Origin of the sequence: Sphingobium sp. OAS761, assembly GCF_024168485.1 — a bacterium.
GTDB lineage: Bacteria > Pseudomonadota > Alphaproteobacteria > Sphingomonadales > Sphingomonadaceae > Sphingobium.
In genome coordinates, this window is the sequence record NZ_JALJVY010000013.1 from 84,149 (window position 1) to 109,304 (window position 25,156).

General features: G+C 64.4%; 25 protein-coding genes. 9 read left to right on the top strand and 16 right to left on the bottom strand.

Annotation, left to right across the window (positions count from 1 at the left end; translation table 11 throughout):
* Positions 1–77 precede the first annotated feature (77 nt).
* Both J3E64_RS17100 and J3E64_RS17105 read left to right on the top strand, forming a co-directional pair.
* Positions 78–968: a sterol desaturase family protein gene (locus J3E64_RS17100; protein WP_253344251.1), complete on the top strand. Its 891-nt coding sequence runs from the start codon at positions 78–80 to the stop codon at positions 966–968.
* A gap of 13 nt (positions 969–981) precedes the next feature.
* On the top strand, positions 982–1,926 hold the full coding sequence (locus J3E64_RS17105; RefSeq protein ID WP_253344252.1) for an alpha/beta hydrolase: 945 nt from the start codon (positions 982–984) through the stop codon (positions 1,924–1,926).
* A gap of 39 nt (positions 1,927–1,965) precedes the next feature.
* Here the strand turns inward: J3E64_RS17105 and J3E64_RS17110 are convergent, their stop codons facing one another.
* Positions 1,966–2,934 carry an aldo/keto reductase gene (locus J3E64_RS17110; protein ID WP_253344253.1) on the bottom strand — a complete coding sequence of 323 codons (969 nt, stop codon included), beginning with the start codon at positions 2,932–2,934 and terminating at the stop codon, positions 1,966–1,968.
* A 305-nt stretch (positions 2,935–3,239) separates the two neighbouring features.
* Here J3E64_RS17110 and J3E64_RS17115 point away from each other — a divergent pair, with 305 nt between their 5' ends.
* Positions 3,240–3,722: an Lrp/AsnC family transcriptional regulator gene (locus tag J3E64_RS17115; RefSeq protein ID WP_253344254.1), complete on the top strand. Its 483-nt coding sequence runs from the start codon at positions 3,240–3,242 to the stop codon at positions 3,720–3,722.
* Positions 3,719–4,207 carry an Lrp/AsnC family transcriptional regulator gene (locus tag J3E64_RS17120; RefSeq protein ID WP_253344255.1) on the top strand — a complete coding sequence of 163 codons (489 nt, stop codon included), beginning with the start codon at positions 3,719–3,721 and terminating at the stop codon, positions 4,205–4,207. Before J3E64_RS17115 ends, J3E64_RS17120 begins: the two co-directional genes overlap by 4 nt.
* Positions 4,208–4,218: 11 nt before the next feature.
* On the opposite strand, the gene J3E64_RS17125 is transcribed toward J3E64_RS17120, so the two are convergent.
* The 7 genes from J3E64_RS17125 to J3E64_RS17155 form a co-directional block, all read right to left on the bottom strand.
* Positions 4,219–4,893: an SDR family oxidoreductase gene (locus tag J3E64_RS17125; RefSeq protein ID WP_253344256.1), complete on the bottom strand. Its 675-nt coding sequence runs from the start codon at positions 4,891–4,893 to the stop codon at positions 4,219–4,221.
* Between the two features lie 117 nt (positions 4,894–5,010).
* Positions 5,011–5,946: an AEC family transporter gene (locus tag J3E64_RS17130; RefSeq protein WP_253344257.1), complete on the bottom strand. Its 936-nt coding sequence runs from the start codon at positions 5,944–5,946 to the stop codon at positions 5,011–5,013.
* 65 nt (positions 5,947–6,011) lie between these two features.
* Complete coding sequence (locus tag J3E64_RS17135) at positions 6,012–6,863, bottom strand: sugar phosphate isomerase/epimerase (protein ID WP_253344258.1); 852 nt, start codon at positions 6,861–6,863, stop codon at positions 6,012–6,014.
* The gene (locus J3E64_RS17140) at positions 6,860–7,615 is read right to left on the bottom strand and encodes an SDR family NAD(P)-dependent oxidoreductase (RefSeq protein ID WP_253344259.1); all 756 of its coding nucleotides are present in this window, start codon (positions 7,613–7,615) and stop codon (positions 6,860–6,862) included. The genes J3E64_RS17135 and J3E64_RS17140 overlap by 4 nt, the downstream gene beginning before the upstream one ends.
* A 15-nt stretch (positions 7,616–7,630) precedes the next feature.
* Positions 7,631–8,530, bottom strand: coding sequence for an NAD(P)-dependent oxidoreductase (locus J3E64_RS17145; protein ID WP_253344260.1), 900 nt, complete (start codon positions 8,528–8,530; stop codon positions 7,631–7,633).
* A 47-nt stretch (positions 8,531–8,577) separates the two neighbouring features.
* Positions 8,578–9,825, bottom strand: coding sequence for a CaiB/BaiF CoA-transferase family protein (locus J3E64_RS17150; RefSeq protein WP_253344261.1), 1,248 nt, complete (start codon positions 9,823–9,825; stop codon positions 8,578–8,580).
* Positions 9,822–10,622, bottom strand: coding sequence for a crotonase/enoyl-CoA hydratase family protein (locus J3E64_RS17155; RefSeq protein WP_253344262.1), 801 nt, complete (start codon positions 10,620–10,622; stop codon positions 9,822–9,824). Before J3E64_RS17155 ends, J3E64_RS17150 begins: the two co-directional genes overlap by 4 nt.
* A 106-nt stretch (positions 10,623–10,728) precedes the next feature.
* Between J3E64_RS17155 and J3E64_RS17160 the strand changes: the two genes are divergently transcribed.
* From J3E64_RS17160 to J3E64_RS17175, 4 genes are all read left to right on the top strand, one after another.
* Positions 10,729–11,598: a LysR family transcriptional regulator gene (locus tag J3E64_RS17160; protein WP_253344263.1), complete on the top strand. Its 870-nt coding sequence runs from the start codon at positions 10,729–10,731 to the stop codon at positions 11,596–11,598.
* 101 nt (positions 11,599–11,699) lie between these two features.
* Positions 11,700–12,854 (top strand): acyl-CoA dehydrogenase family protein, encoded by a 1,155-nt coding sequence (locus J3E64_RS17165; RefSeq protein WP_253344264.1) that lies wholly within the window; start codon positions 11,700–11,702, stop codon positions 12,852–12,854.
* A gap of 13 nt (positions 12,855–12,867) precedes the next feature.
* On the top strand, positions 12,868–13,791 hold the full coding sequence (locus J3E64_RS17170; RefSeq protein ID WP_253344265.1) for an acyl-CoA dehydrogenase family protein: 924 nt from the start codon (positions 12,868–12,870) through the stop codon (positions 13,789–13,791).
* A gap of 124 nt (positions 13,792–13,915) precedes the next feature.
* Positions 13,916–15,352, top strand: coding sequence for an NAD-dependent succinate-semialdehyde dehydrogenase (locus J3E64_RS17175; protein WP_253344266.1), 1,437 nt, complete (start codon positions 13,916–13,918; stop codon positions 15,350–15,352).
* An 88-nt stretch (positions 15,353–15,440) separates the two neighbouring features.
* Here J3E64_RS17175 and J3E64_RS17180 read toward each other — a convergent pair whose 3' ends face one another.
* The 3 genes from J3E64_RS17180 to J3E64_RS17190 all read right to left on the bottom strand — a co-directional run bounded on the left by J3E64_RS17180 (position 15,441) and on the right by J3E64_RS17190 (position 18,300).
* The gene (locus J3E64_RS17180; RefSeq protein WP_253344267.1) at positions 15,441–16,583 is read right to left on the bottom strand and encodes an LLM class flavin-dependent oxidoreductase; all 1,143 of its coding nucleotides are present in this window, start codon (positions 16,581–16,583) and stop codon (positions 15,441–15,443) included.
* 75 nt (positions 16,584–16,658) lie between these two features.
* Complete coding sequence (locus J3E64_RS17185; RefSeq protein ID WP_253344268.1) at positions 16,659–17,729, bottom strand: helix-turn-helix transcriptional regulator; 1,071 nt, start codon at positions 17,727–17,729, stop codon at positions 16,659–16,661.
* Between the two features lie 37 nt (positions 17,730–17,766).
* Positions 17,767–18,300 (bottom strand): nuclear transport factor 2 family protein, encoded by a 534-nt coding sequence (locus J3E64_RS17190; RefSeq protein WP_253344269.1) that lies wholly within the window; start codon positions 18,298–18,300, stop codon positions 17,767–17,769.
* A 191-nt stretch (positions 18,301–18,491) separates the two neighbouring features.
* On the opposite strand from J3E64_RS17190, the gene J3E64_RS17195 reads away from it, so the two are divergent.
* Positions 18,492–19,265: an SDR family oxidoreductase gene (locus tag J3E64_RS17195; protein WP_253344270.1), complete on the top strand. Its 774-nt coding sequence runs from the start codon at positions 18,492–18,494 to the stop codon at positions 19,263–19,265.
* A 41-nt stretch (positions 19,266–19,306) separates the two neighbouring features.
* Here J3E64_RS17195 and J3E64_RS17200 read toward each other — a convergent pair whose 3' ends face one another.
* From J3E64_RS17200 to J3E64_RS17220, 5 genes are all read right to left on the bottom strand, one after another.
* Positions 19,307–20,167 (bottom strand): SDR family oxidoreductase, encoded by an 861-nt coding sequence (locus tag J3E64_RS17200; protein WP_253344271.1) that lies wholly within the window; start codon positions 20,165–20,167, stop codon positions 19,307–19,309.
* Between the two features lie 31 nt (positions 20,168–20,198).
* On the bottom strand, positions 20,199–20,993 hold the full coding sequence (locus J3E64_RS17205; protein WP_253344272.1) for an SDR family NAD(P)-dependent oxidoreductase: 795 nt from the start codon (positions 20,991–20,993) through the stop codon (positions 20,199–20,201).
* 24 nt (positions 20,994–21,017) lie between these two features.
* On the bottom strand, positions 21,018–21,962 hold the full coding sequence (locus J3E64_RS17210) for an SDR family NAD(P)-dependent oxidoreductase (RefSeq protein WP_253344273.1): 945 nt from the start codon (positions 21,960–21,962) through the stop codon (positions 21,018–21,020).
* Between the two features lie 77 nt (positions 21,963–22,039).
* Positions 22,040–23,353, bottom strand: coding sequence for an MFS transporter (locus J3E64_RS17215; RefSeq protein WP_253344274.1), 1,314 nt, complete (start codon positions 23,351–23,353; stop codon positions 22,040–22,042).
* Positions 23,354–23,376: 23 nt separating this feature from the next.
* Complete coding sequence (locus J3E64_RS17220) at positions 23,377–24,969, bottom strand: GMC family oxidoreductase (protein WP_253344275.1); 1,593 nt, start codon at positions 24,967–24,969, stop codon at positions 23,377–23,379.
* Positions 24,970–25,156: the final 187 nt, after the last annotated feature.

Genomic DNA, 25,156 nt, shown 5'->3' on the forward strand with positions numbered 1-25,156 from the left:
CGATGTAGTTCTTTTAGCTTTCTCTTCCCGACGACTCTGCGCATAATGGCGGCGTCAATCGGTCGGGGAGAGGGCGAATGGACTTTTGGGCCAGCATGACGGCGGCCTTGCAGGATATCCTGCCGGCGGTCATCGCTTTGCCGCTGATGCTGATACCCTTCATCGTCGCCGAGCAGATCTGGCCGGTGGGTGATCGCCCGGGATGGCGGGACTATGGGCTGAACATTCTGGTCGCCATGTCGACACTGTTCCTCGCACTGCCGGCGGGGGTCGCAGCCGCGGCTCTCAGCGCCGCGCTGCGTCAGTGGCTGCCGTGGCGGCCGCTGGCCTTCACCTTTTCCGACATCGGCGCGCTGCCGTGGGTAGGCGGCGTGCTGGAAATCGCCGTCATGATATTCCTGCCGCTGCTGCTGCACGACATGTGGTTCTACTGGGCGCACCGGATCGAACATCGCGTGCCGGTCCTCTGGGAATTCCACAAGCTCCATCACAGCGACGAGCGAATGAACTGCTCGACCTGGGCGCGGGACCATTTCCTGCAGGCGTCCTGGATCGCGATCTTCCCCGCCTTCACCCTGGGCCTGATCTTCGACCTGGACGCTGTGCAGGCCGGCCAGTCCGCGCTGCTCGCGACGCTGTTCCTCAGCCTCTGGTCGATGTTCTACCATAGCGCGATCAGGATCAGCCTCCCCTGGCTCGACCGCGTGCTGGTGACGCCGCAGGTGCATCGCATCCATCATTCGCGCCTTGCCGCACATCATGATCGCAATTTCGCCGATATTTTCCCCTTGTTCGACATCATGTTCGGCACCTATCACCGTCCCCGATCCGACGAGCGCCTCGACACAGGGCTCGGCGATGGCGAACCATCGCCACGCGGGCTCATTGGGGCGCAGTGCGTTCCGGCGTGGCGCGGATTGAGACGGCTTGGCCCGCGCGCCAACAAGGATGCGATGCGGGCGTCATGAGGAGAGAAGACACGTGCGCCATTTCGTAGACCCCGCCCTGTTGCCCGGCCTCGATCTGATGCCGCCGTTCGATTTCTCGCCCGAGGCGCTACCCGTGATCCGCCAGGGCATGGATCAGGCGGTCGCCGCCGCGCCCGAGCCGGATGCCCAGGGCGTAGCGTGGCGCGACGACCACGCCCCTTCGCCCGCCGGCCATGACGTGCCCGTGCGGGTCTACACCCCGGCCGGCGCGGCCGGACCGTTGCCGCTGATCGTTCAGATCCATGGCGGCGGTTATGTCATGGGCTCGCACCGCATCAGCCACGCGGCGAACCTGGCGACGGCGGCGGCGGTGGATGCGGTGATCGTCGCCGTCGACTATCGGCTGGCGCCCGAGACCGTGGCGCCCGGTTCTGTCGAGGATTGCTATGCTGCGCTGAACTGGGCCGTCGAGCGGGCGGAAGCGCTGGGTATCGACGGAGCGCGTATCGCGGTGCGCGGGGAAAGCGCGGGCGGCGGGCTGGCGGCGGCGCTGTGCCAGCTGGCGCGCGACCGGGGCGGCCCGGCCATCATTCACCAAAACCTCATCTACCCGATGCTCGACGACCGCACCTGCATCACCCGCCAGCCGGACCATCTGGGCGCGTTCGTGTGGACGCCGCAGGCCAATAGCTTCGGCTGGCGGTCGCTGCTGGGGACGGAACCGGGCGGGGCGAGCGTGCCGCCCTATGCGGTGCCGGCGCGCGCCGAGTCGCTGGCAGGATTGCCGCCCGCTTTCATCGCGGTCGGCGCGCTCGACCTGTTTCTGGCGGAGGACATGGACTATGCCCGACGCCTGATCGAAGCCGGCGTTGCCGCCGAACTGCACGTCTATGCGGGTGCCTATCACGGCTTCGACATGCTGCCCGACGCCGAACCGGTGCTGCGCATGAAGCGCGACGCCACCGCCGCGCTGCGCCGCGCGTTGCACGCGGCGTGAGAGCAGACGGGGCGCCCGACCGGCGCCCCGTCCGAATGTTCAGCCGACCTGGAGTTCCGCCAGTTCGTCGGCGCTGAGCTTCAGGCTCGCGGCCTTCACGCTCTCCTCGATCCGCGCCGGGCTCGACGCGCCGAAGATCGGGATCACCTGACCCGGCTGGTTGACCAGATAGGCGAGCGCGACTTCCGACACCGAAACGCCATGGCGCGCTGCGACCGTCTTGGCCGCTTCGAAGCGCGACTTGTTTGCGGGATTGTCATAGAAGCTCTTGAGCGCGTCGGACACGGCGTCCTCGCCCTTTTCGAGCATGCCGAAATAGCCGCGGCTCTGGCTGCAATAGGGAATGACGGCAAGGCCGGCATCCTTGAGCGCGCTGCCATGATCCTCGAAATAGAGCTGATAGCCCTGCTGGCCGGCATTCGCTTCGTTCGGCTTGCCCAGGCCCCAGAAAGGTTCGATCGCTACGAAGCCGGTCTTGTCGTTCGCCTGGGCATAGGCATTGGCTTCCAGCACGCGCGTGTCGGTCCAGTTGGACGCGCCGAACCAGCGGATCTTGCCCGAATCCTTGGCAGCGTTCAGAAAATCGATGAGTTCGGCGACGGGCGTTTCCGGATTGTCCATGTGCAGCCAGTAAAGGTCGATCGTATCGACGCCCAGATGATCCAGGCTCTCGTTCAGATCGCTTTCGACATCCTTGGGGTTGACGCGGTTGCGATAATCGCCGGCGCGCATGTCGAAATGGCCGCCCTTGGTCGCGATCACGAAATCCTCGCGGGCCTTGCCCTTCAGCCAGGCGCCGATAGCACGTTCGCTCGCACCCTTGGGCGCGTCCGGCATCCAGTCGCCATAGGACCGCGCCGTATCGATGAAGTTGCCGCCCAGTCCGGCGAAGGTGTCGAGGATCGCGTTCGACCGCTCCTGATCGATGTTCCAGCCGAGCATGTTGGTGCCGTAGCAAAGGGTGCTGACGGACATATCGGTATTGGCGAGCGTCACTTTCGAAAGCATGGCTGTCTCCTGCTGGGGTTCGTCCCGGACGGGCGAACCGTTGTCCATTTCACCTGTCTGAAGGGCGCCTGGCGCGGTCGGCGCATATCGCCATCGTCACGACGGCCCCTTCCATGGGTGCCCCTAGGCGTTACGCATTGCGATGATGAAAGAAAAGTACCTTATCCGATTCACGGTTTTTTTCGTGCAATCATCTCCATATTTCGTGGATTGAAACCGAGTTGTCACCCTGCCGGTGCATAGTGTCTGGTGCTCTCCGACTCCCCGCGCTATGTCTCTTCGACCAGCAGGGAGGCGGGGGCGGAATGCAGATCAGAAGTGGGCGGCCGATGGCGGCTCCGTCATTGGATGCTCTTGACGCGAGCATTATCGAGATATTGCGGACCGACGGGCGAGCGACCAATCAGGATATCGCCAAGAAATTGTCGGTTACCGCCGCGACGGTTTCGGCGCGCCTCCAGAAAATGGAGGATGCTCGTGCGATGCGGGTCGTTGCGGTCACCGACTTTGCAGCGCTGGGATATAATGTGATTATCGCCCTTGGCGTGAAGGTGCAGGGGCGCGGATTGTCGGACGTCGGCCGAGATCTCGCCGCACTGCCGGAGGTGCTGAGCGTCAATGTCATGAACGGCAGGACCGATCTGGAATTGCTGGTCGCCCTGCACGATTTTTCCGATATTCAGCATTTTCTTTACGATCATATCGCGCGCGTCGACGGTGTCGCCCATATCGAGGCAGGGATCGCCGCCGACATCCTGAAATTCGAATTCAATGTGGCACCGCTATGAGCAGTACGAAGAGCAAGCGGCTGGATCAGCTCGACCAGAAAATCGTCGAGAAACTCGCCCGCGACGCGCGCATCTCCAACCGAGCCATCGCCGCGGACCTGGGCGTCACCGAAGGCACCATTCGGACGCGCATCAAGCGGCTCCAGGGGGAAGGCCTGATACAGTTTACCGTGGTCAGGGATTTCCGCATGGCGGGATCGCCCAACCTGTGCATGCTCGGCATCGATGCCGACCCCGCGCACGTCCCGGCGCTGGCCGAAGCATTGCGCGAGATGCCGGAAATCAACTGCGTCGTCGTGCTGCTCGGCCGCTTCAGTCTTCTGGCCATGGGATTGTTCACCAATATCGAACAGCTCAACGACATTATCGCCAATCAGATTCGCACTTTGCCTGGCGTGCAGCGCGTCGAAACCGGCATATCGGTCCATAACCTCAAATATGAGCCTGGCGTGGCCAAGATCACGCCCTGCACCGACGAAGGCTGAACGGCGGTCGGTCAGCAACGACCGGTGACCGGCACGCAGGCGCCAGTGACCGCTGACGCGCCGTCGGACAGCAGGAAAGCCACGACGCTCGCAACGGCGTCGGGGGTCACCCAGCGACTGAAATCGGCATCTGCCATGTCAGTGCGGTTCGCCGGCGTGTCTATGATCGATGGCAGCACTGCGTTGACGCGTACGCCCCTGTCCTTTTCCTCCTCGGCCAGGGCTTCGGTCAGCTTGGCGACGCCGGCCTTGCTCGCGGCATAGGCGCCCATCCCCGCAGCTGCCTTGATCGCACCGGCTGCGCCGATATTGACGATGGCGCCGCCACCGTCGCGCAAGGATGGCAAGGCGGCGCGCACGGCGTTGACGGCGGTGCGCAGATTGACGTCGAACAATAGGGACCAAGTCGCGACATCCCCGTCGCCCACGGTTTCCCAACGAAATGTACCCGCGACATTTACCAGCGCCGCGGCCGGTCCGTTTTCCGCGACCGCCGCTTCGATGGCAGCGCGTGCGGCATGCGGGTCGGTCAGGTCGACATCGCCCCGATAGGAGCCGCCGTCGCTGGCGCCGGCGTCGGGGGCGCGGTCGATGCCGGTCACGACATAACCTGCCGCCCGTAAGGTCCTGGTAACGGCCTGGCCGAGTATGCCGGCGGCGCCTGTCACAATTGCGTGGGATGTCACATCTGTCTCCTAATGCCCCGCCAGCCGGCGGGCGCGTTTCGATGCGGACAGTAAGACGATTTGACAAAACGGGGAACAGGTCTTCGACCGGATATGCAGAATCTCGTGAAAAGCCGGTCAGCCCAGACTCCACAGCACGCCGATGAGTGTCAGCGACGCGAGGCTGGTCGTCAGCGTCACCGCCCAGGCGCTCAGTTCCATCGCCCACCGCCCGGCCTTGCCGGCAAGGACGAAACTGGACGCGCCGCATGGCATCGCCGCCATCAGGATGGCGACTTTCGCCCATAGCGGCGGAATGGGCGGCAGCAACAGCAGGAAGCCGGCGGTGATGAGCGGCTGGCCGATCAGCTTCAGCGTAACGACCCGCCCGATCGGCCCGGGCGCGGCGTTGCGGCGGGGCAGGGCGATGAAGATGCCGATGGCGGTCAGCGCGCAGGGCGCGGTCGCCTGCGCCAGTGTCGCCAGCAGCATGTCGGCCGGGCCGGACAGCGGCAGGCCCAGGACCGACCAGGCGACGCCCGCCAGGGCCAGCAGGATGAGAGGGCTGCGGATCACCGAACGTGCGGCCAGCTTCACCCCGGTCGTCGTGCCATGCGCCTGCGCCAGGCTCACTTCGCTCATGATAAGGCCGACGGTAAAGACGATGGCGGAATAGATCAGCATCGTCACGGCCACGGGTGCCGCGCTATCGCGCCCGAAGGCAAGCATGGCAACGGGCAGGCCAATGAAGCCGGTATTGCTGAAACAGGCGCACAGCGCAGCGATGTTCGCCTCGCCGGTCGGACGCCCGAACCGCCGTTCGACCGCAAAACCAAGCGCATAGGTTGTGAGTGCTCCGGCGGTCACGGCCAGGATCATCACCGGCACCGCCAGGCTGCGCGGGTCCATATGGGCGATGGACCGGAAGGTCAGGATCGGAAGGGTGATAGCGATGACAAAGCGGTTCAGCACCTCGAACGCGCGGTCACCCAATATGTCGTACCGCCCGCACACATAGCCGGTCAGGATCAGCCCGAAAACCGGGAACAGCGCGCCAATAATCGTCATTGCCATGCCGGAGTCATTCCAAGGGGAGCGCCGCCATGACGGTCCAGGGCAGGCCGGTCAACAACAGGCTCTCAGAACTGGGCGCTGCTTGTCGAAAAACTGCGCAGTGCCGCATCGTCCAGCGGCAATGTACGGAACTCGTCCGACAGGATTTCGACGCCATAGGGTCCGTCATAGCCTGCCCGGCCGAGCGCGGCGATAAAGCCGGGTACGTCGAACTCTCCCTCCCCGCACAGGCGGCGATGACACATCGTGTCTTCGGTGATGCTGCCCCGCATGACGGTCATCGCGTCGCACAGTTCGACTGATATGATGAATTGCGCCGGCACATTCGCCACTTCGTTGACCGCACTGCCCGATCGTACCACATGCCATATGTCGATGAGCAGCCCGCCATTGGGCGTGTCGGCCGCCGCGACCATGGCGAGCGCGCTGGCAAGGTTCGGCATGGTCGAAAAGGGCAGCATCTCCAGGCCGATCTTCAGGCCGTGGCCGCCCGCCTCTTCGCACAGGGCGGCGAAGGCGTCGGCGAGGGCAGGGCCTTGCGGATCGCCCGGCAGGAAGGGAGGCATCACCTTGATATGGCGTGCGCCCAGCGCGTCCGCCGCCTCGAACAATGCAGCGCGGGCTGCGTCCGATCGCGCGCGCCGTTCGCCTGTGGCATACCAGTCGGACAGGAACTCCAGTTCCACCAGCGATTGCCCCGCATCGCGCAGATGACGGCGCAGTACTGCATAATCCTTGCCGCCCTCACGCCAGGCCAGCAGGTCGCCCAGCCAGAAGCCGCTGCCGGTATAGCCCGCCCGGGCCGCCGCCTCGATCCGCTGCTCCAGCGGGAAGCGGCCAAGATTGTCCGGCCGATCGGGACGGACGTTACCGGCGGTGGTCCAGCAGGTGGCGATCAGCGCGGGCGTCGTCGTCACAGCATCTGCCCGCCATTGACATGATAGACCTGTCCGGTGATCCAGCGCCCGTCGCTCGAAAGAAGGTGGGCCACCATCGCGGCCTGATCCTCCGCCTCGCCGACACGGGGGCTGTGCCCCAGGCCCAGGAAATGGTCCATGGTCAGGTCGGTGATCCCATGGTCTGCCATTTCCGGCGTCACGGTAAAGCCGGGGGCAATGCAATTGGCGGTGATGCCCTGCTTGCCATAGGCGGCCGATACATGGCGCATCAGGGCGTTCAGGCCGCTTTTGGCCATGGCATAGCAGGGGCGGACCGGCTCACCCCAGTCGGCCGCGTCCGAACTGGTGTAAACGATCGCGCCCGATCCGCCGGCAAGCAGGTGAGGCAAGACGGCGCGGGTGCAGAGCAGATGCCCGCGCAGATTGACCGCGATGGTGCGGTCGAACACGGCCAGGTCGACGTCAATGGCGGTGCTGTCATGCAATAGCTGGCGCATGTCGGCGGCATTGACGTGCACGCCGTCCAGCCCGCCCAGTCGTTGCACCGCTTCGGTGATCGCGGCGGTGACCGATGCTTCATCGGCGATGTCGATGTGCAAGGCGAAAATGTTGCCGCCAATCTCCTGCGCCAGCGCCTCTGCCCGCTTGACGTTGATGTCGGCCGCGCAGACATGCGCACCTTCCGACATCAGACGCCGGACGGTGGCAGCACCGATCCCGGTCGCCGATCCGATGACGATGATCCGTCTGCGCGCCAGCCGATCGGTCATTTGCTCTCCTGATGGTCAATCCATTCGTGGAGGTTCTACTCCGGCATTGTGGCAGGCATAGTCAAGCAGCGCGGAATAATCCTTGGTCGCATAGTCGCCCGCGCGCGCGCCGCCGAACACGGCATGGGCGGCCGACCCCATCGGCAATCCGACGCGGTTTTCCGCCGCCGCGTTCATGGCGAGCGTCAGGTCCTTGAATGCCAGGTCGATAGTGAAGCCCGGTTCCACGTCGCCCTTCAGCACCTTGTTGACCATCAGCACGTGAAACTGGCCGTTGCGCGCGGTGGTGCCGCCGGTCACGTCGTGGATGGTCTGGATGTCGAGCCCCAGTTTCGTCCCGAGCGCGATCGATTCCGCCACGATCTGCGAAGTCGACAGCAGCATGAAATTGTTGATCACCTTCATCCGGCTGCCCATGCCGGGCTTGCCGCAACGGTAGATGGTGGTGCCCATGGCGTTAAGCGCGGGTTCGACGCGGGCGAAATCCTCGTCCTCGGCGCCGACCATGAACAGGGATTCGCCCTTTTCCGCGTGCAGCGCCAGCCGCCCGATCGGCGCGTCGACGAAAGCGATGCCCTTGGCCTTGCAGGCTGCCGCGACGCGATCGGTGCCCTTGGCGTCGATGGTGGAAAGGTCCATCAACAAGGCGCCGTCGTCGATATTCGCCAGCACTCCGTCCTCGCCCAGCACCACCGCCTCGACATGCTGGGTGGCGGGCAGCACGGTGATGACGATGTCCTGGCCGCGGCTCGCTTCGGCGACGCTTCCGGCCTTGGTCGCGCCCAGCGCGGCGACCTTGTCCATCTTCGCGTCGTCGATGTCATAGACGGTAACGGCAAAACCCTTGCGCTGCATGTTCGAGGACATGGGCAGACCCATGGCGCCCAGTCCGATGAAGCCGACTTTCTTGGTCATGCTCTTTTCCTCTCAATTCCTCTGGCCCGGCCGGACCGAAACAAAATTCAATGCAGTTTTTCCGCGACGACGCCAGCGTCGACCAGTGCCGCCACTTCCGCCTCGTCCAGGTGTAGCAGATCGCCCAGCACGGCGCGGGTATCTTCGCCGGACCGGGGCGGCGCGCGGCGATAATCGGCCGGCGTGCGGGAGAATTTGCCCGGATAGCCCAGCACCTTGACCGGCGTTCCGTCGGACCGGACCATATCGCGGACAACGCCGCGCGCGGCGATCTGCGGGTCGGCAAGAATATCGGGAATCTCATTCACCCGGCCACCGGGGAGTTTTGCCGCCTCCATCGCGGCGATCAGATCATCCGACTTCCATCGGGCGATCGCCGGCCGCAATTCATCCTGCAACGCCTGACGGTTGGGGGAACGGTGCCCATTGTCGACGAAGCGCGGGTCGTCGGGCAGGTCGGGCCGGCCGATCAGGTCGCAAAAACTTCGGAACTGGCGGTCGTTGCCAAGCGCCACCAATATGTCGCCGTCGGCGCAGGCAAAATCCTGATAGGGAACGGTATTGGGATGCTCGTTGCCCAGGCGGCGGGGGATCATGCCGCCGTTCAGATAATTGGACGCCTGATTGGCCAGCAGCGACACCTGCGTGTCGAGCAGGGCCATGTCGATATGCTGTCCTTCGCCGCAACGGTCACGATGCGCCAGCGCCGCGAGGATGGAGATGGACGCATACAGGCCGGTCACCAGATCGCTGATCGGGATGCCGACCTTCATCGGGCCTTCGCCCGGCTCGCCATCCTTGCGCCCGTTGATCGACATGAGCCCGCTCATGCCCTGGATCAGGAAATCATATCCGCCACGGTCCTTGTACGGGCCATCCTGCCCGAAGCCGGTGATCGAGCAATAGATGAGCTTCGGATTGATCGCTGAGAGCGACGCATAGTCCAAGCCATATTTGTCCAGCCCGCCGACGCGGAAATTTTCGACCACTATGTCCGATTCCAGTGCGATCCGGCGGATCAGTTCGGCACCGCGCGGGTCCGCGAGATTGATCGCCACCGACTGCTTGTTGCGGTTGGCGCACAGATAATAGGCCGCGTCCTTCGACCCGTCATCCAGGAAGGGCGGTCCCCATCGGCGTGTGTCGTCGCCCTGCCCGGGCTGCTCGACCTTGATCACCTCGGCGCCCAGGTCGCCCAGTATCTGCGTCGACCATGGACCGGCGAGCACGCGCGACAGGTCCAGGACGCGAAGGCCTGCCAGCGGTCCGGTCGGCTTGGTCGGCGTATCGCTCACTTGTCCTTGAACTCCGGCGGGCGCTTGCCCAGGAAGGCGGCGATGGCTTCGTGATGATCCTCCGTGTGATGTGCCGCCGCCTGATAAGCGGCCGCCATTTCCAGCAGGGTCGGCAGGGACATGCGTGCGCCCTCGCGCATCAGCCGCTTCGCCATGCGGGTGGCATGACCCGGATTGGCGGCGATCTTCGTCGCCAGTTCCACCGCGCGGGGCATCAGCGCGTCGGCGGGCAGCACTTCGGCGACCAGCCCGTAGTCCAGCGCGGTCGCAGCATTGATCGCGTCGCCCGTCAGCGTCATCAGGTTCGCCCGTTGCGGTCCGATGAGCCGGGGCAGCAACCAGCCGCCGCCGCCGCCCGGAATGATGCCCAGTTTGACATAGCTTTCCGCTACCACGGCGTTGTCCGCCATCAGGCGGATGTCGCACATGCACGCGATGTCAAGGCCAAGACCGATGGCCGGACCATTGATAGCCGCGACGACCGGCACTTCCAGTTCGTTGATGGCGGGGCCTATCATCTGCACGCTGGTGCGATACGCGTTGCGGATTTCATAGGGCGTGCCGCTGAACATCCCGCTGCGTTCGGCCATATATTTGACGTTGCCGCCTGCGCTGAACGCCTTGCCATTGCCGGTCAGCACGATCGCGCGAACCGACGTGTCGCGCGCCATGGCCTTGCAGAAATCGACGATTTCCTCGCTCTGGGCGACCTCAGTAATGGTGTTGCGCTCATCGGGGCGATTGAAACGGGCAATGACGACGGGGCCGTCGCGCTCGACGAGAAGGAATGGGTCCAAACCGGAATCTCCATTGGCTAGGGCATGGATGCGGCTGAGGACCCTAGGCGCGGCGACCCGGGTGCGCTAATATCGTTTTAGGTTCAATTGATACACAGGAACTATCATGGAGCTGCGACAGCTACGCTATTTCGTGACGCTTGCCGAAACCCGGAACTTCCACCGCGCGGCGGAACGGCTGAACATGTCGCAACCTCCGCTCACGGTTGCGATCCGCAAGCTGGAGGATGAGCTGGGCACCCTGCTGTTCGTGCGCGGGACCCGTGGCGTGACGCTGACGCCCGCGGGACAGGCTTCGCTGGAGGCCGCCGCCGCGACGCTGGCCCAGGCGGAGCGGTTCCGCGAATCCGCGCGAGAGGGGGCGACCGGCGAGCGAGGCCGGCTGCGCGTCGGCTTCGTGGGATCGGCGACCTTCGAACTCCTGCCCCGCATCATTCCCGAATATCGCCGCCGTTATCCGGCGGTCGAACTGGTGCTGGAAGAGGCAACCAGCGTGGACATCGCCCGCCAGCTGGTGGCCGGAACGCTGGATGTCGGGCTCGTCCGCCTGCCGCTGACCGAGATGGCGGCGGTCGATACGACAGTGATCGATCCGGATGAAATGCACGTGGCCGTGCACGACGCCAGCCCGCTGGCGAGTGCGGACAGCGTGTCGTTGCGGGCCTTGGCCGACGAACCCTTCATCCTGCAAAGCGGCATCAGTGTGTTGCATTCGGTGACGCTCAACGCCTGCCACGCAGCGGGATTTGTTCCCACGGTCGCCCAGGAAGCCGCCCAGCTCAATGCGGTGCTCGCGCTGGTGCGATCCGGTCTGGGCGTGGCACTGGTGCCATCGCGCGCGGCGGGATCGATGCCCCAGGGCGTGCGGCTGGTTCGACTGGCAGATCGCGTCGCGATCGAAACCGGCGTCGCGCTTCCGCGCGGGTCTGACAGTCCGCTCGCCCGCAATTTCGCGTCCATCGCTTCCGATAGTTGATTTGTATCGATTAAAGTCAATTCGATATTGGACACGCAATGGGATAGGCGACAGACAGCTCGCTTCATTGGTTCGAATGTATCAGATTTGCGAGGTTCGGTTTGTTCGAGACCCTGACCCTGTCCACCCTGCCTCCCGAGGATGAAGCGCTGCGCCCGGCGTTGCGCGCACTGATCCACGAGGCGATTGCCGACACGCCTGTCCATCGCCGGGCCCGTTCCTGGCAGGGCTTCGACGCGGCCTTCAGCCGCAAGCTGGGACAGGCGGGATATCTCGGCCTGTCGTTGCCCAAGGAATATGGCGGCGTTGGGCGCGGACCCTTCACCCGCTTCGTGGTGGTCGAGGAATTGCTGTCGGCCGGCGCTCCGGTCGCCGGGCACTGGATCGCCGACCGCCAGAGCGGTCCGCTGATCCTGCATTATGGTACCGAGGAACAGCGCCAATTCTACCTGCCGCGCATCTCGAAGGGCGAGGCGCTGTTCTGCATCGGCATGAGCGAGCCGGGTTCGGGGTCCGACCTTGCCTCCGTCCGTTCCCGTGCCGAACGGCAGGACGACGGCGGCTGGCTGCTCAACGGGCAGAAGATCTGGACCACCAACGCGATGCACAGCGACTACATGATCGCGCTGGTCCGCACGTCCGGCACCACCGCCGACCGGCAACAGGGCCTGTCGCAGCTGATCGTGGACCTCAAGCTGCCCGGCATCACCATCCGCCCGATCGTCGACTTGACCGGCGACGCGCATTTCGCCGAAGTATTCTTCGAGGACGTCCGTCTCGCGCCGGACGCATTGATCGGTCAGGAAGGGCAGGGCTGGAAGCAGGTTACCGCCGAACTCGCGTTTGAGCGGTCGGGCCCCGAACGCGTTTATTCCTCGGTCGTTCTGCTCGATGCATGGGTGCGCCATCTCGATGCAGTCGGTCGCAAGGACAGCGCGACGCTCCGCCTGCTGGGATCGCTGACGGCGCGGCACGCGGTCCTGCGCGAAATGTCGCTCGCCGTCACCGCGCGGCTGGTGGCGGGCGAAAGCCCGGTGGTCGAAGCGTCGCTGATGAAGGATCTCGGCACCAGCCTGGAACAGGATGTGCCGGTGCTGATCGGCGACGATCTGGCCGCCCATCCGGACGAACCGATCGACCCTGAACTCTATCGCACGCTGCTCTACGTGACCCATATCGCACCCAGCTTTTCACTGCGTGGCGGTACGCGCGAGATTTTGCGCGGCATCATCGCCCGTGGTCTTGGTTTGCGCTGAAGGGAGATTTTCCATGGACATGTCCGAACTGATCGATCCCTTCGCCCGCCTGATCGAGGATGTCTGCACGCCCGCCGCCATCCGCGCCATCGAGGAAGGCGGTAACACCGCCCCGATGTGGGCTGCCTTCACCGACTCCGGTTTTCTGGATGCGCTGGTTGCCGAGGAATTGGGTGGCGCCAGCCTGTCGCTGGCCGATGTCGCGCCGCTGATAGCGCTGCTGGGCGCCCATGCCGTTCCCTTGCCAGTGGCCGACACGATGGTCGCCCGTGCCATTCTGGCCGGCGCAGGCCTCGAAATTCCCGCCGGCCCCGTCGCGATCGCGACGGGCACCGGCCCGGCGCCTTTCGGTGCAGTGGCCGCGCACATCCTGTCGGGCACACCACAGGCCCCCGTGCTGACCGATGCCCGGGGACAGGCGACCGGCGTGCATCATGATGTCGACGCCTATATATCCGGCTTGGACGGTGCGGTGTTGCGTCCTGTCGCCGCGATCATCCGAGCGCTTCTGATTTCCGGCGCTGCCGGGCGCGTGATGGATATGACCGTCGCCTATGCCAACGAACGCACGCAGTTCGGCAAGCCTATCGGCAAGCAGCAGGCGGTGCAGCAGCAGCTTTCCGTGCTCGCCGAGCAGGCGGTGGCGGCCCGCATTGCCGCTGCCATCGGTGCGCGATCCGGCCTGTTCCCGCGCATGCTGGATGCGGCCATCGCCAAGCATGGCGCCAGCCTTGCCGCAGGCCAGGTTTCCGCCATCGCCCACGCGGTCCATGGCGCGATCGGCATCAGCGAGGAATATGACCTGCAATTGCTGACCCGGCGGCTGCATGGCTGGCGGCTGTCCGACGGTTCGGAAAGCTATTGGGCGGACGTGCTCGGCGGCCTGCGCATCGCAGATCGGCACGCCCCGACCGTAGATTTCATCCGCGCCGCCTGAACTGCATGGCGATAGCAGTCAAGAATCGGTTGCCCGCCCCCGGTCGTCGCCGCTAAGTCGATCAGCTACAACATGTGCGCGCATTATAGCGCCGCTCCCGCCAGAGCAGAGGATACCCAAAGCCATGACCCAGACGATGCCCCGTCCGATCATCGACGGTGTGGAACGCGATACCGCCTCGCTGGGTAGGCGTGCGTTGGTGAACCCCGCGACCGGCGAGACCATCTGCGAGCCGCCCAGTTGCGGCGCGGAAGAAGCGAGCGAAGCGGCCCGCCTGTCGGTCGAGGGTTTCGAACTGTGGTCGGCCATGTCCGCCTTCGACCGCAGCAAGATCATGCGTCGTGCGGCCGAGCAGATGCGTGCGGAGGCCGACGAGGCCGCCGTGGAGATGACGCGGGAGGGTGGCAAGCCGCTGGTGCAGGCGCGTGCGGAATGGATGGCGTCCGCCGATCTGCTCGACTGGTATGCGGAGGAGGGAAGGCGCGCCTACGGCCGACTGATTCCGACCCGCGCGCCGGACATGCGCTGGGCCGTCCATCGTCGCCCGGTCGGACCCGTCGCGGCATTCACGCCGTGGAACTTCCCTGCGTGGACACCGATGCAGAAAGTCGCTCCGGCTCTGGCCGCAGGCTGTTCGGTGGTGCTCAAGCCCGCCGAGGAAACGCCGAGCGCGGGCTGGCGCATCGTGCGCGCGCTGCTGGCGGCGGGCGTGCCGGGCAAGGCATTGAGCGTTATCTGGGGCGACCCGGCAGCGATTTCATCGACACTGTGCGCAGCGCCGGAAATTCACAAGGTGACATTGACCGGGTCGACGCGGGTCGGGCGCATTCTGGCAAGCGCGGCGGGCCAGCATCTTAAGAAGGTGACCATGGAACTGGGCGGCCACAATCCGGTGATCGTTGCGCGCGACGCCGATCTGGACACGGTCGTTCCCCTTTCGGCCGAATTCAAGTTTCGCAACGCAGGGCAGGTGTGCGTCTCGCCCACACGCTTCCTGGTCGAACGGCCGCTCTATGCCGATTTCGTCGCGGGGGTCGCGGAAGCGGCGAAAAAGCTCAAGGTGGGTGATGGTATGGACGCCGCCACGCAAATGGGCCCGCTGTCGACCGCCGGACAATTGTCGAAGATCGAATCCCTTGCGGCCGACGCGGTCCAGCACGGCGCCAAGGTTGAAACCGGCGGTTCGAGGATCGGCAATGCCGGCTATTTCTTCGAGCCGACAATCCTTTCGGGCATGAACCCGACGATGGCTGCGATGAACGAGGAACCCTTCGGCCCGCTGATGCTGGTTATGCCGGTCGACGACATCGACGCGGCGCTGGTGGAAGCGAACCGGCTTCCCTACGGCCTTGCCGCCTATGCCTTCACCAACAGCATGAGCACGGAACGCAAGATCGTCGCCGGCATCGAATCCGGAATGCTGGGCATCAACCATTTCGCGATGGCCATGCCGGAAACGCCGTTCGGAGGCGTGGGCGACAGCGGTATGGGATCGGAAGGCGGCATTGAAGGCATGGACGCCTATCTGCGCCCGTTCCTGGTGACCGCAAAGGTCGCCTGACCGCATTCCTGAGCGGCGATCGTCCGGGCAGAACCCGGGAAAAGAGACCGGGCGGGACACATGTTCCTCGCCCGGCCAGCCCCCTTATCTATTCGGCTGCCATGGCGGCCTGATTGCGAAAGTGCGGGATCACCTTTTCTCCGATATTTCGGATCGTCTCCATGATGATCTCATGGGGAATGTCACCCATCTGGAACATGAAGAGGATTTCGTCGGCACCGGCGTCGAACAGCTGCGTCACATAGTTGATGCAGTCGTCCGCCGTGCCATAGGCATCGGGCGCGACATTGAAGATATTGGTCGACGCATCGGTCACCGCGATCTTCTCGGAGGAGAGGTAGGCGACAATCTGTTCCTTGCCTTGCTGTAGCGCAGCCTCATTCTCTTCCGGCGTCAGGTCCTGCGCGGTGGGCTTTTCGCCGCCGGAATACCAGTAGCCGATCGACTCGACGAAGAAGCGCTGGCCGCGCAGGCCGATCTGCCGCGCCTTGCGCCGGTCGTCCAGCACCACGGCCGGGCACAGGGCGGCCAGATGCTCTGTGGGACGGAAGCCGACCTGCGTTTCGGGCGAGCGCGTCCGGAAGGCCTCGCGATAGGCGGCGTTCTTTTCCGCGATATTTTCCGGACCCGCAAAGCCCATGACGAGCGCGCCGATGCCGCGCGATCCGGCGGCGACCAGCGTCTCCGGCTTCGTGCAGGCCATGTAGAGGGGCGGGTGAGGGTCCTGAAGCGGGCTGGGATGGATGGGCCGCTTGGGGATTTTCACGAATCGGCCGTCATGTTCGACCTCCCCGTCCTTCAGGATCTTGGGGATGAGATACATGCTCTCCTCGATCATCGGGGGCAGGTCGGCCATGTCGTAGCCGAAGGTGCCCGCTTCTTGCTGGGTGCCGCCCTTGCCCATGCCGAAATGGACCCGGCCGTCGGACAATATATCGAGCATCGCGATACGTTCGGCGACCTTGACGGGGTGGTTCATCGCCGGCGGCAGGCACACGACGCCATGGCCGATGCCGATCCGGCTCGTCCTGCCGGCGATGAAGGCCAGGAAGGTTTCCGGCGCGGACATGTGGGCATATTGGGTGAGCGCGGTATGTTCGACCGCCCAGATGGTGTCGAAGCCCATCTTTTCGGCGTAAAGGCATTGTTCCACCATGTCGCGGAACACCTGCTGCTCATGTTCGCGCGATGTGTCCACCATCTGCGCTTCGTAAATGATCGAGAATTTCACGTCGGCCTCTCCTGCTCCTTATCGGAATAGCTTGAGGCTAGAACCACCTATGATGCCCCACATCCTCCAATTGGATCAGATGATGGCGGTGGTCCCGGCCGACCGAAGCAAGGTGACGAGTTCCACCTGACGATGGGTTCCGGTCTTAGCGAAGATCGCGCGCAGATGCGATCGCGCCGTATTATAGGCGATGTCCAGCGCCTTGGCCGCGTCCGTCAGCGCACGGCCCTGCGCAAGCAGCAGTGCCAGCGCTGCCTCCGCCCGTGTAAGCTGGAATCGGTCGCGCAGCATGTCCGCGCTGGGACCGGGGGGCGGGGCACCGTCCGCCAGAAACAGGGCGAGCCATGCGCCATCACCGTAAGCAGACGAGGGAACGGCTTTCGCCCTGGCGTGGAGCGGAGGACCTTGTGCCCCTGCCAGTTCGATCTGGCATTCCTCGCCCGGCGCGGGAGGCGTGGCCAGCAGGCGCGCGATCAGCGCGGTGGCACCCTGCGTCGTGAATTCGATCTTGCCGCCCCGTTCATACAGGGTCCCGTCCTCCTTCATCATGCGTTCGGCCATCGCATTGCGACGCAGGATGCGCCCTTCGCGATCGAGGATAAGGGTTGCGACGGCAAGGTCGGCCATCGCGCTGCCGAACAACTGGCTTTCGGCCTGGGTGGTGGTCAGCCGCGCGTGCAGATCCAGCGCGATCCGCAGATGCGGAATCAGTCGTTCGATCAGGGCGGTTTCGCCGTCGGCGAAGTCAGGCCTGCTATGATCGCGGGTGACGCGCAGGCGCACATAGATGTCCGGTTCCCGCTGAAGGTCGACGCCCAGGATTTGTCCGGTGCGCGACAGGTCCATGAAGTCCCGGAAACGCGCAGGGACGTGCTGCACGAAATCGCGGAACGACACGACCCGTCCTTCGGGCAGGCCGACGAACGGATCGGTCTGCGACAGCTGGCGATAGGCCTGCACGCGTCCGGGATCGACGCCCGGCGTAACATGGGCATCGATCCTTCGGCCGCGCCCGATGATCAGCGTCGCGAATGTCGCTCCGGTGGCATCGGCAAGCGCCCGGAGGAAATCTTCCCACGGCGGCGTATGCGTCAGGCCGCCGTAGAGCCGTTCGACCAGGTCCAGAAAAGGCGCGTCGCTGGTCATCCGGGTCGTGCTACGCCGTGTCGCGGGGAGCGACCGTTCAGGCGGCCTCCCATTCGATCAGATGATCGATCGCCGTTCGCTGGTCAGGTTTGCGCCCGACTTTCGCCAGATGATGGGACGTGATCTGCGCATTGTCCGCCAGCGGGCGGATCATTTCGAACACGCGGTCATATTCCGTCCTCGCGATTCGCCAGGCGCCATCTTCCCGGAGATACTGGTCACGATAGATGGCGCTTCCGATCGTGTGGGTGCGCCCTTCCAGATTGATGAAGATATCCTCCAGATACCAGATGCCCTCGGCCGTATCGTCACCGGTCAGCGTAATTTCCGGCATGTGGCCGTGATGCATGGCAACGGCGCCGGAATGGAAGCTGTTGGCGAGGAATTCGAGCATATCGTCGCGCCCGGCAAGGCGAACCCGATAGTTGCCGCCCCGGTAATCGACGGTGACGTCCTGGGTGAACAGCGTGTCCAGCAAGGCCATGTCGGCAGTATCGATGCCCCGGAAATAGCGATGCTTGAGCGTGCGGATATCTTCCATGTCGCTCAATTGCTGAAGGGTGTAGCTCATCCATCTCTCTCCTTGGGATTTACGCAAATTTGCCTATTTAACTCACATTATGCGCTCGTCGCGCAGGAATCCACAATATTACTGCGAAAAGCCGTAAAGCCCCATCAGCGCGGTGGACTTCGCCCCCGTTCCGCGCGATGGGCGATCCATGATCCGCTGTGCGCGGGTGATCTAGCAGGAAAGGATCGGGAGTGAGCAAGACAGGGTCGGGCAAGGTCGCACTGGTCACGGGTGGCACGCGAGGCATCGGCGCGGCAATTGCGCGGCGCCTGCTGGAAGACGGCTATGCGGTCGAAACCTGCGGTCGCACACCGCCCGAGCGCGCGATCGAGGCAGGCGGCCGCAAGGTGGGATTCGAGGCGTGCGATATTCGCGACCCGGCTGCGGTGGCTGCCTGGATCGAAGGGATTGCCGCGCGCAACGGACGGATCGATCTGGTGGTGAACAATGCCGGTGGTTCGCCCCAGGCGGATGCCGCAACCGCCAGCCCGCGATTTTCCGAACGCATCCTGCAACTCAACCTGCTCGCGCCGTTGTATGTTTCGCAGGCCGCCTATCCGCATCTGAAGGCCAATCGAGGATCCATCGTCAACATCGCCAGCGTTTCGGGTATGCGTCCCTCGCCCGACACCGCAATCTATGGCGCCGCGAAGGCGGGCCTGCTCAGCCTGACCACCAGCCTTGCCCAGGAATGGGGACCGGACGTGCGCGTCAATGCGATCATCGTCGGGCTGATCGAGACCGAACAGTCGGAAATGACATATGGCAGCGCCACGGCACAGGACCGTATCGCCGCGTCGCTGCCGCTTGCCCGCATGGGGCGCGGCACGGATATCGCGGCGGCGGTCGCCTTCCTGGGATCGGACGACGCCGCCTATGTCAGCGGCGCGCGGCTGGAAGTACATGGCGGCGGGGAACGGCCGCTATTCCTGGAAATCGTCAAGGAAGAGGCGGCCAGAGCCTGACCGTCCGGCGGTGGAGGCTAGCCTCCGCCGCCGGCAGGGTTTCAGTCGGCCAGGCCCAGTAGTGACTTCGCCGCGTCATGGAGCACGGGCGCTTCCTGGCTCTGGAAAAAGGCGATGCGCCCCGCAACGGACTGGTCGGTCATGTCGGGCTGGCTTGAAATCCAGAATTTGCGCGCTGCCAGACCCTCGACGAAGCGGCGGCAGCCTTCGTCCAGATCCATGCCATAGCTTGCCATCATATGCGCCATCGTGGCGCGATGCTGGGCCGAACTGTCGGGTTCGCCTTCGCCCTGGTCGGCGTCGAAGATGCTGGTCTTGAGCATGCCCGGGATGATCGAGCAGACGTTGATGGGCGCCTTTTTCACCTGCATTTCCAGATAGAGGCATTCGCTGAACGACTGGATCGCGTGCTTGCTGATCATGTAGGCGGTCTGGGTCGGCATGATGCCGAACGACCCGATGGACGCGAGGTTGGCGATCCATGCCTCCTTGCCGACGCGCAGCATGTGCGGCACGAAAGCGCGCACGCCGTGGACGACGCCGTGGATATTGACGTTCAGCGTCTTTTCCCAGCGGTCTACCGGAATTTCCCAGACATAGCCGATGGTTTCGATGCCGGCATTGTTGATCAGCAGGCGGACCTCGCCATGGCGATCAAACACGTCCTGCGCCAGCGCGTCGAGTGCCTCGGGCTTGGACACGTCGACATGGATCGACTCGGCTTTTCCGCCCTTCGCGACGATTTCAGCGGCTACCTTGTCTGCCTTGGCCTTGTCGATGTCGGTAACGACCACCGTCATGCCGATCTCGCCGCAGCGTCGCGCCAGGCCCATGCCGATACCGGCACCCGCGCCGGTGATGACGGCGACGCCGCCGGAAAAGATCTTTTCTTCTTCAGTCATCCTGTGATCTCCGCAAAAAGGATGGGGCGTGTCAGATCGACGTCAGCGAAGCGGGCGCGCCGGGCAGGTAATGATGATAATAGCCCGCAGCCCAGCCGCCATCGACGGACAATTCGGCGCCGGCGATGTAGCTTGCCTCGTCGGAACACAGGAACAGGCTTGCCGCCGCGATTTCCTCGGGCTCGCCGATCCGTTGCAGGGGAACCCGCTCGTAACCGACATTCTTGGCCGTCCCCTCCAGATTCTGTGGATTGCCCATGACGGTGTTGACGCCGCCGGGATGCACGGAGTTGACGCGGACGCCCAGAGGACCGAATTCCAGCGCCGCGCTCTTGGTCAGGCCGCGCACGGCCCATTTGGAGCTGCTGTAGAGCGAGAGCGAATTGACGCCGCGCATCCCGTCGACCGAAGAGATATTGACGATGGCGCCGCGCCCGGCAGCACACATTTTTCCGCCGACATGCTTCAGGCCGAGCATTGCGCCCTTGACGTTGACCGCAAGGACCCGGTCGATCAGGTCGGCGGACAATTCCACGATGGGGGCGAAGGCGACGATCGCGGCATTGTTCACCAGTGCGTCGATCCGGCCGTGACGCGACATGACGGTTTCGACCAGCGCTATCCAGCTTGCCTCGTCGGCAACGTCCAGCCGCTGATACAGCGCGTTATCGCCCAGTTCCTGCGCAAGCGCGGTGCCTTCTTCCTCCAGCAGGTCGGCAATGACGACCCTGGCGCCTTCGCGGGCGAAAAGTCGGCTGGTTGCCGCACCCATGCCGCGCGCGCCGCCCGTCACGATGGCGACCTTATCCTCTAAACGTCCGGTCATTTTGCTGATATTCTCCATTTGCGTTTATTGAATGAAGGCTTTGAACGCCGACCACGGCACCTCCGACTGGTAAAGTGCCGCTTCATCCATGGACCCTTCCGGGATGTGGAAACCGGTCGTGTCCATGACGGTATCGAACTGGCCCAACGCCGCTTCGGGCGTCCAGTCCTTGTCGGCCGCGCGATAGCCCCGGGTTACGCCGGCGAAGACGCGCGTATAGCCTCCGCCGCCTGCGGTGAACATCTCGCCATTGCAGGGCGCATCCTCATGCGCCAGCATCGCAACCACCGGTGCGACCGCGCGGGCGGGGAAATCGCGTTCCATAAGGCCGTGAATCTCCGGCCCCATCAATTGTGTCATGCGGCTGCCGGCGATCGGCATCACCGCATTGATCCTGACGTTGCGGCCCGATGCCCGGGTCGCGGATGCCAGGCCGCGGGTCATGGCCCAGACGGCTCCTTTGGCCGCGGGATAGGGAACGGCGCTTCCCATTCCGAACCAGGATCCGGACGAGATATTGACGATGCGGCCATAGTCGCGTTGCAGCATCCCGTCCCACACCGCCCGGCAAAGATAGAATGTGCCGCCGGCCGAAACCGCCATGTCGTTGGTCCATTGTTCGTCGGTCACGGTCGACACCGTGCCCGATGCACTGACGATCCCGGCATTGTTGACCAGGATGTCGACCCGGCCCCAGCGATGCATCGCGTCGGCGACGATTGCGCGCGCGCCTTCCGCCGTGGCGACCGTGTCGCCATTTGCCTCGGCAATGCCGCCAGCGTCGCGTATCTCCTGCGCTGCGGCCTGCGCGTAACCGGCGTCCCGGCCTTCGCCCTGGAAAGAGCCGCCCAGGTCGTTCACCAGCACCTTCGCGCCACGTGCGGCCAGAAGCGTTGCGTAGGCCTTGCCCAGGCCTCCGCCGGCTCCCGTCACGATTGCCACCCTGTCGTCGAACCGCATTTCCGTCATTCGCCTCTCCGCCTGTTCCCGCGCGCCGGATTCGTATTGTTCGTCAGCGAACACTTACTCGTGCCGGACGCCGCTGCCTAGCCGGCTTGCCGGGCCAGCAGGTCGCGCGGGTAATGCACCGCCGCCCGCCAGAACAGCAGGCCGCCGGCCACGGTCAGGATCGACATGGCCATCAGGGCCATGCGCAGCGATTCCTGGCCGAATTGTCCCATCAGCAGATCGCTCACGCCGCCGCCCAGCACAGGCCCGAGTGCACTGCCGATGACGTTGATGATGACGACCAGCATGGCGACTGCCTGCGCTCTCTGATCGGGTGCCACCAGGCGGGCCGCCGCGCCGAACGACGGGCCGGCCCACATCGCCGACATCATGCCCGTCAGCACCGACAACAGGGCAACCCCCGGAACGCGAAAGCCGCCGATGGTTACGGCCGCGCCGCCGGGCAGAAGATACATGATCATGAAGAGGGGGAAGGCGAGCAGGAAAGCAATTGCGGGCACCCGCAACTGCCACACCTCGCCCCTTTGGCGCAGCGTGTCGACGATGAAGCCGCTCAGCATGCTGCCGGTGATCCCGCCGATTGCCGCGCCGATGCCGAGCCATGCACCAGCTTCCACCATCGTCATGCCATGCGACCGCATGAAGAAGGCCGGTTTCCACACGGCGGCGGCATAGCCGAAGATGTTGAAAGTGCCCACGGCCACGGCCAGAAGCCGCAACGACGGGATCGCCCAGAACCGCCGCATGGCGACGATCATGCTTTCGCGGTCTTTTCCATTTTCGCTCGAGGGAGGTGCCGGCGCCGCGGCCTTCGCCCTGCGCGGGCCGGTTGCCCACAGCAGCAGCGCAAGCGGGAAGCCGGGCAGGGCAAGCGTGTAGAACGCCGCGCGCCATCCCCAAAGGGCGCCGACCGCGGCGCCGCCCGTAAGCCCCAGCACGACGCCGAAATATGTTGCAGACGACAATATGCCCATCGCGCCGGATCGACGGCGTTCGTCATAAAGGTCGGACAGCATCGACTGTCCCGGCGGCAGGCCGCCAGCCTCGCCTACGCCGACGACCAGCCGCGCCATGCCCAGCTGTACCAGGCTGCCGGCAGCGCCGCATGCGGCCGTAGCCGCGCTCCATAGGGTTGCCGATAGCGCGAGCACGCCGCGCCGGGACCAGCGGTCCGCGAGCCGGGCGAGCGGCATGCTGAAGAGCACGTAGCTTACGATGAAACCGGGTCCGCCGATCAGGCCGAGAAGGGAATCGGTCGCGCCAAATTCCGCCTTTATCGACGGAATAAGGACGGAAAACACATGCCGGTCCGCATAGCTGAGCGCGTTGATCGCAAGCAGCAGCAGCAGGATGTAAAGCGCATAGGCGGGGCTGGCCTTCGAGAACGACATGCTCTCTCCTTTATTTATATGTCTCAATTGCGCAGGATCATGTCCGCTGCCTTTTCCGCAACCATCATTGTGGGGACATTGGTATTGCCGCCCGGAACACGCGGCATGACGGAGGCATCGACCACACGCAGGCCGGCGATCCCGTGAACCCGCAGCTGCGGATCGACCACCGCCATCGGATCATGGCCCATGCGGCAGGTGCCGACCGCATGGATGTCCGATATTGCGGTCGCGCGCAGATAGGCGTCCAGTTCGTCGTCCGACTGAATGGCGGCGCCCGGCGCCAGTTCCTCGCCGCGGAAAGGATCGAACGGAGCCTGCGCGAATATATTGCGGACCGCGCGGATCGCGGCCCGGCCCATGGCCATGTCGTTGGCGGTCGACAGGATATTAGGGTCAATCGACAGCGGCGCGGACGGATCGGCCCCGGTCAGCTTGATTTCCCCGACGCTTTCCGGGTTCAGCAGGTCGATATGCGCGAAATAGCCGTGATCCATGATCAGCTTGCGACCCATCGCCTCATAAAGTGCCATCGCGAAATGCACCTTCACATCGGGCGTTTCCGCGCCGGGCATGGTGCGCAGATAGGCGCCGATCTCGGCGGGCGGGCGCGCGAGCGGACCTTTGCTGAAAAGCAGGAAGTTGGCGACTGCCTTGGTCGCCACCCATGGATGGAACACGTTGAAGAGCGACACCGGCTGGGTGCAATATTGCTTGACGCTGATCGCCACATGATCGCGGTAATTTTGCCCGACGCCCGGCAGGTGATGGACCAGCGGCACACCGACCTCGCCAAGATGGTCGCCGGCGCCGATGCCTGACAGCATCAAAATCCACGGGGAATGGATGGCCCCGGCGGAAACGATGACCTCGCGAGTCGCGCCGGCCTGTTCCAGTCGCCCGCCGCGCCGCCAGGCAACGCCGGTTGCGCGCCCATTCTCGACGATGACCCGTTCGACATGCGCGCCGGTTATAACCTTCAGGTTCGACCGACCGCGCGCAGGCTTGAGATAGGCGCGCGCCGCGCTCCATCGGCGGCCCCGCGACGCCGTGACGTCGGCCGGCATCACGCCTTCGCGCTTCGACCCGCTAGGATCGTCATTATAGGGCACGCCCGCCGCTATCGCGGAATCGCGAAACGCCATCGCCAGCGGATTTTCGATCCCGGGGCGCGTGACCAGCACGGGGCCGCCCTTGCCATGATAGCCCTCCTCGCCGCCCGGCTGAAAATCCTCCAGCTTCTTGAAATAGGGGAGCACGTCGTCATAGCTCCAGCCTTCATTGCCCAGCTGGCGCCAGCCGTCATAGTCTGCGGCGGCACCGCGATCGTAGACCATGCCGTTGATGGAGGAGGAGCCGCCCAGAACCTTGCCCCGTGGCGTGTACATCGGCCGGTCTCCGGCATGTTTCTGGGGCACGCTGACATGCATCCACTGGAACATGCCGCGATACATGATGGGCAACAGGCCCCCGGGCGCCTGGATGAAAACGCTCCGGTCGCTGCCGCCCGCCTCGATCAACAGGACGCGATGGGCGGGATTTTCGGAAAGTCGGCCGGCCAGGACACATCCGGCAGAACCCGCGCCAATGATAATGAAATCGAAATTCTCTGTCATGCTCTCTCCCGCCCCGGTCTGTCGCCAGATAGGCAAGTGCGTATCCACGCAATTTCCAGACGCTGCATTGGCCAAGAGCGCACCGGGGTCAAGCCGATATATGCGGATTTGAAATTCAATCGTCCTGCTCACCTTGGTTGACGTGAGCGGGTGGAATGATAGGTTTTCGACAATGGCGGATCACGCC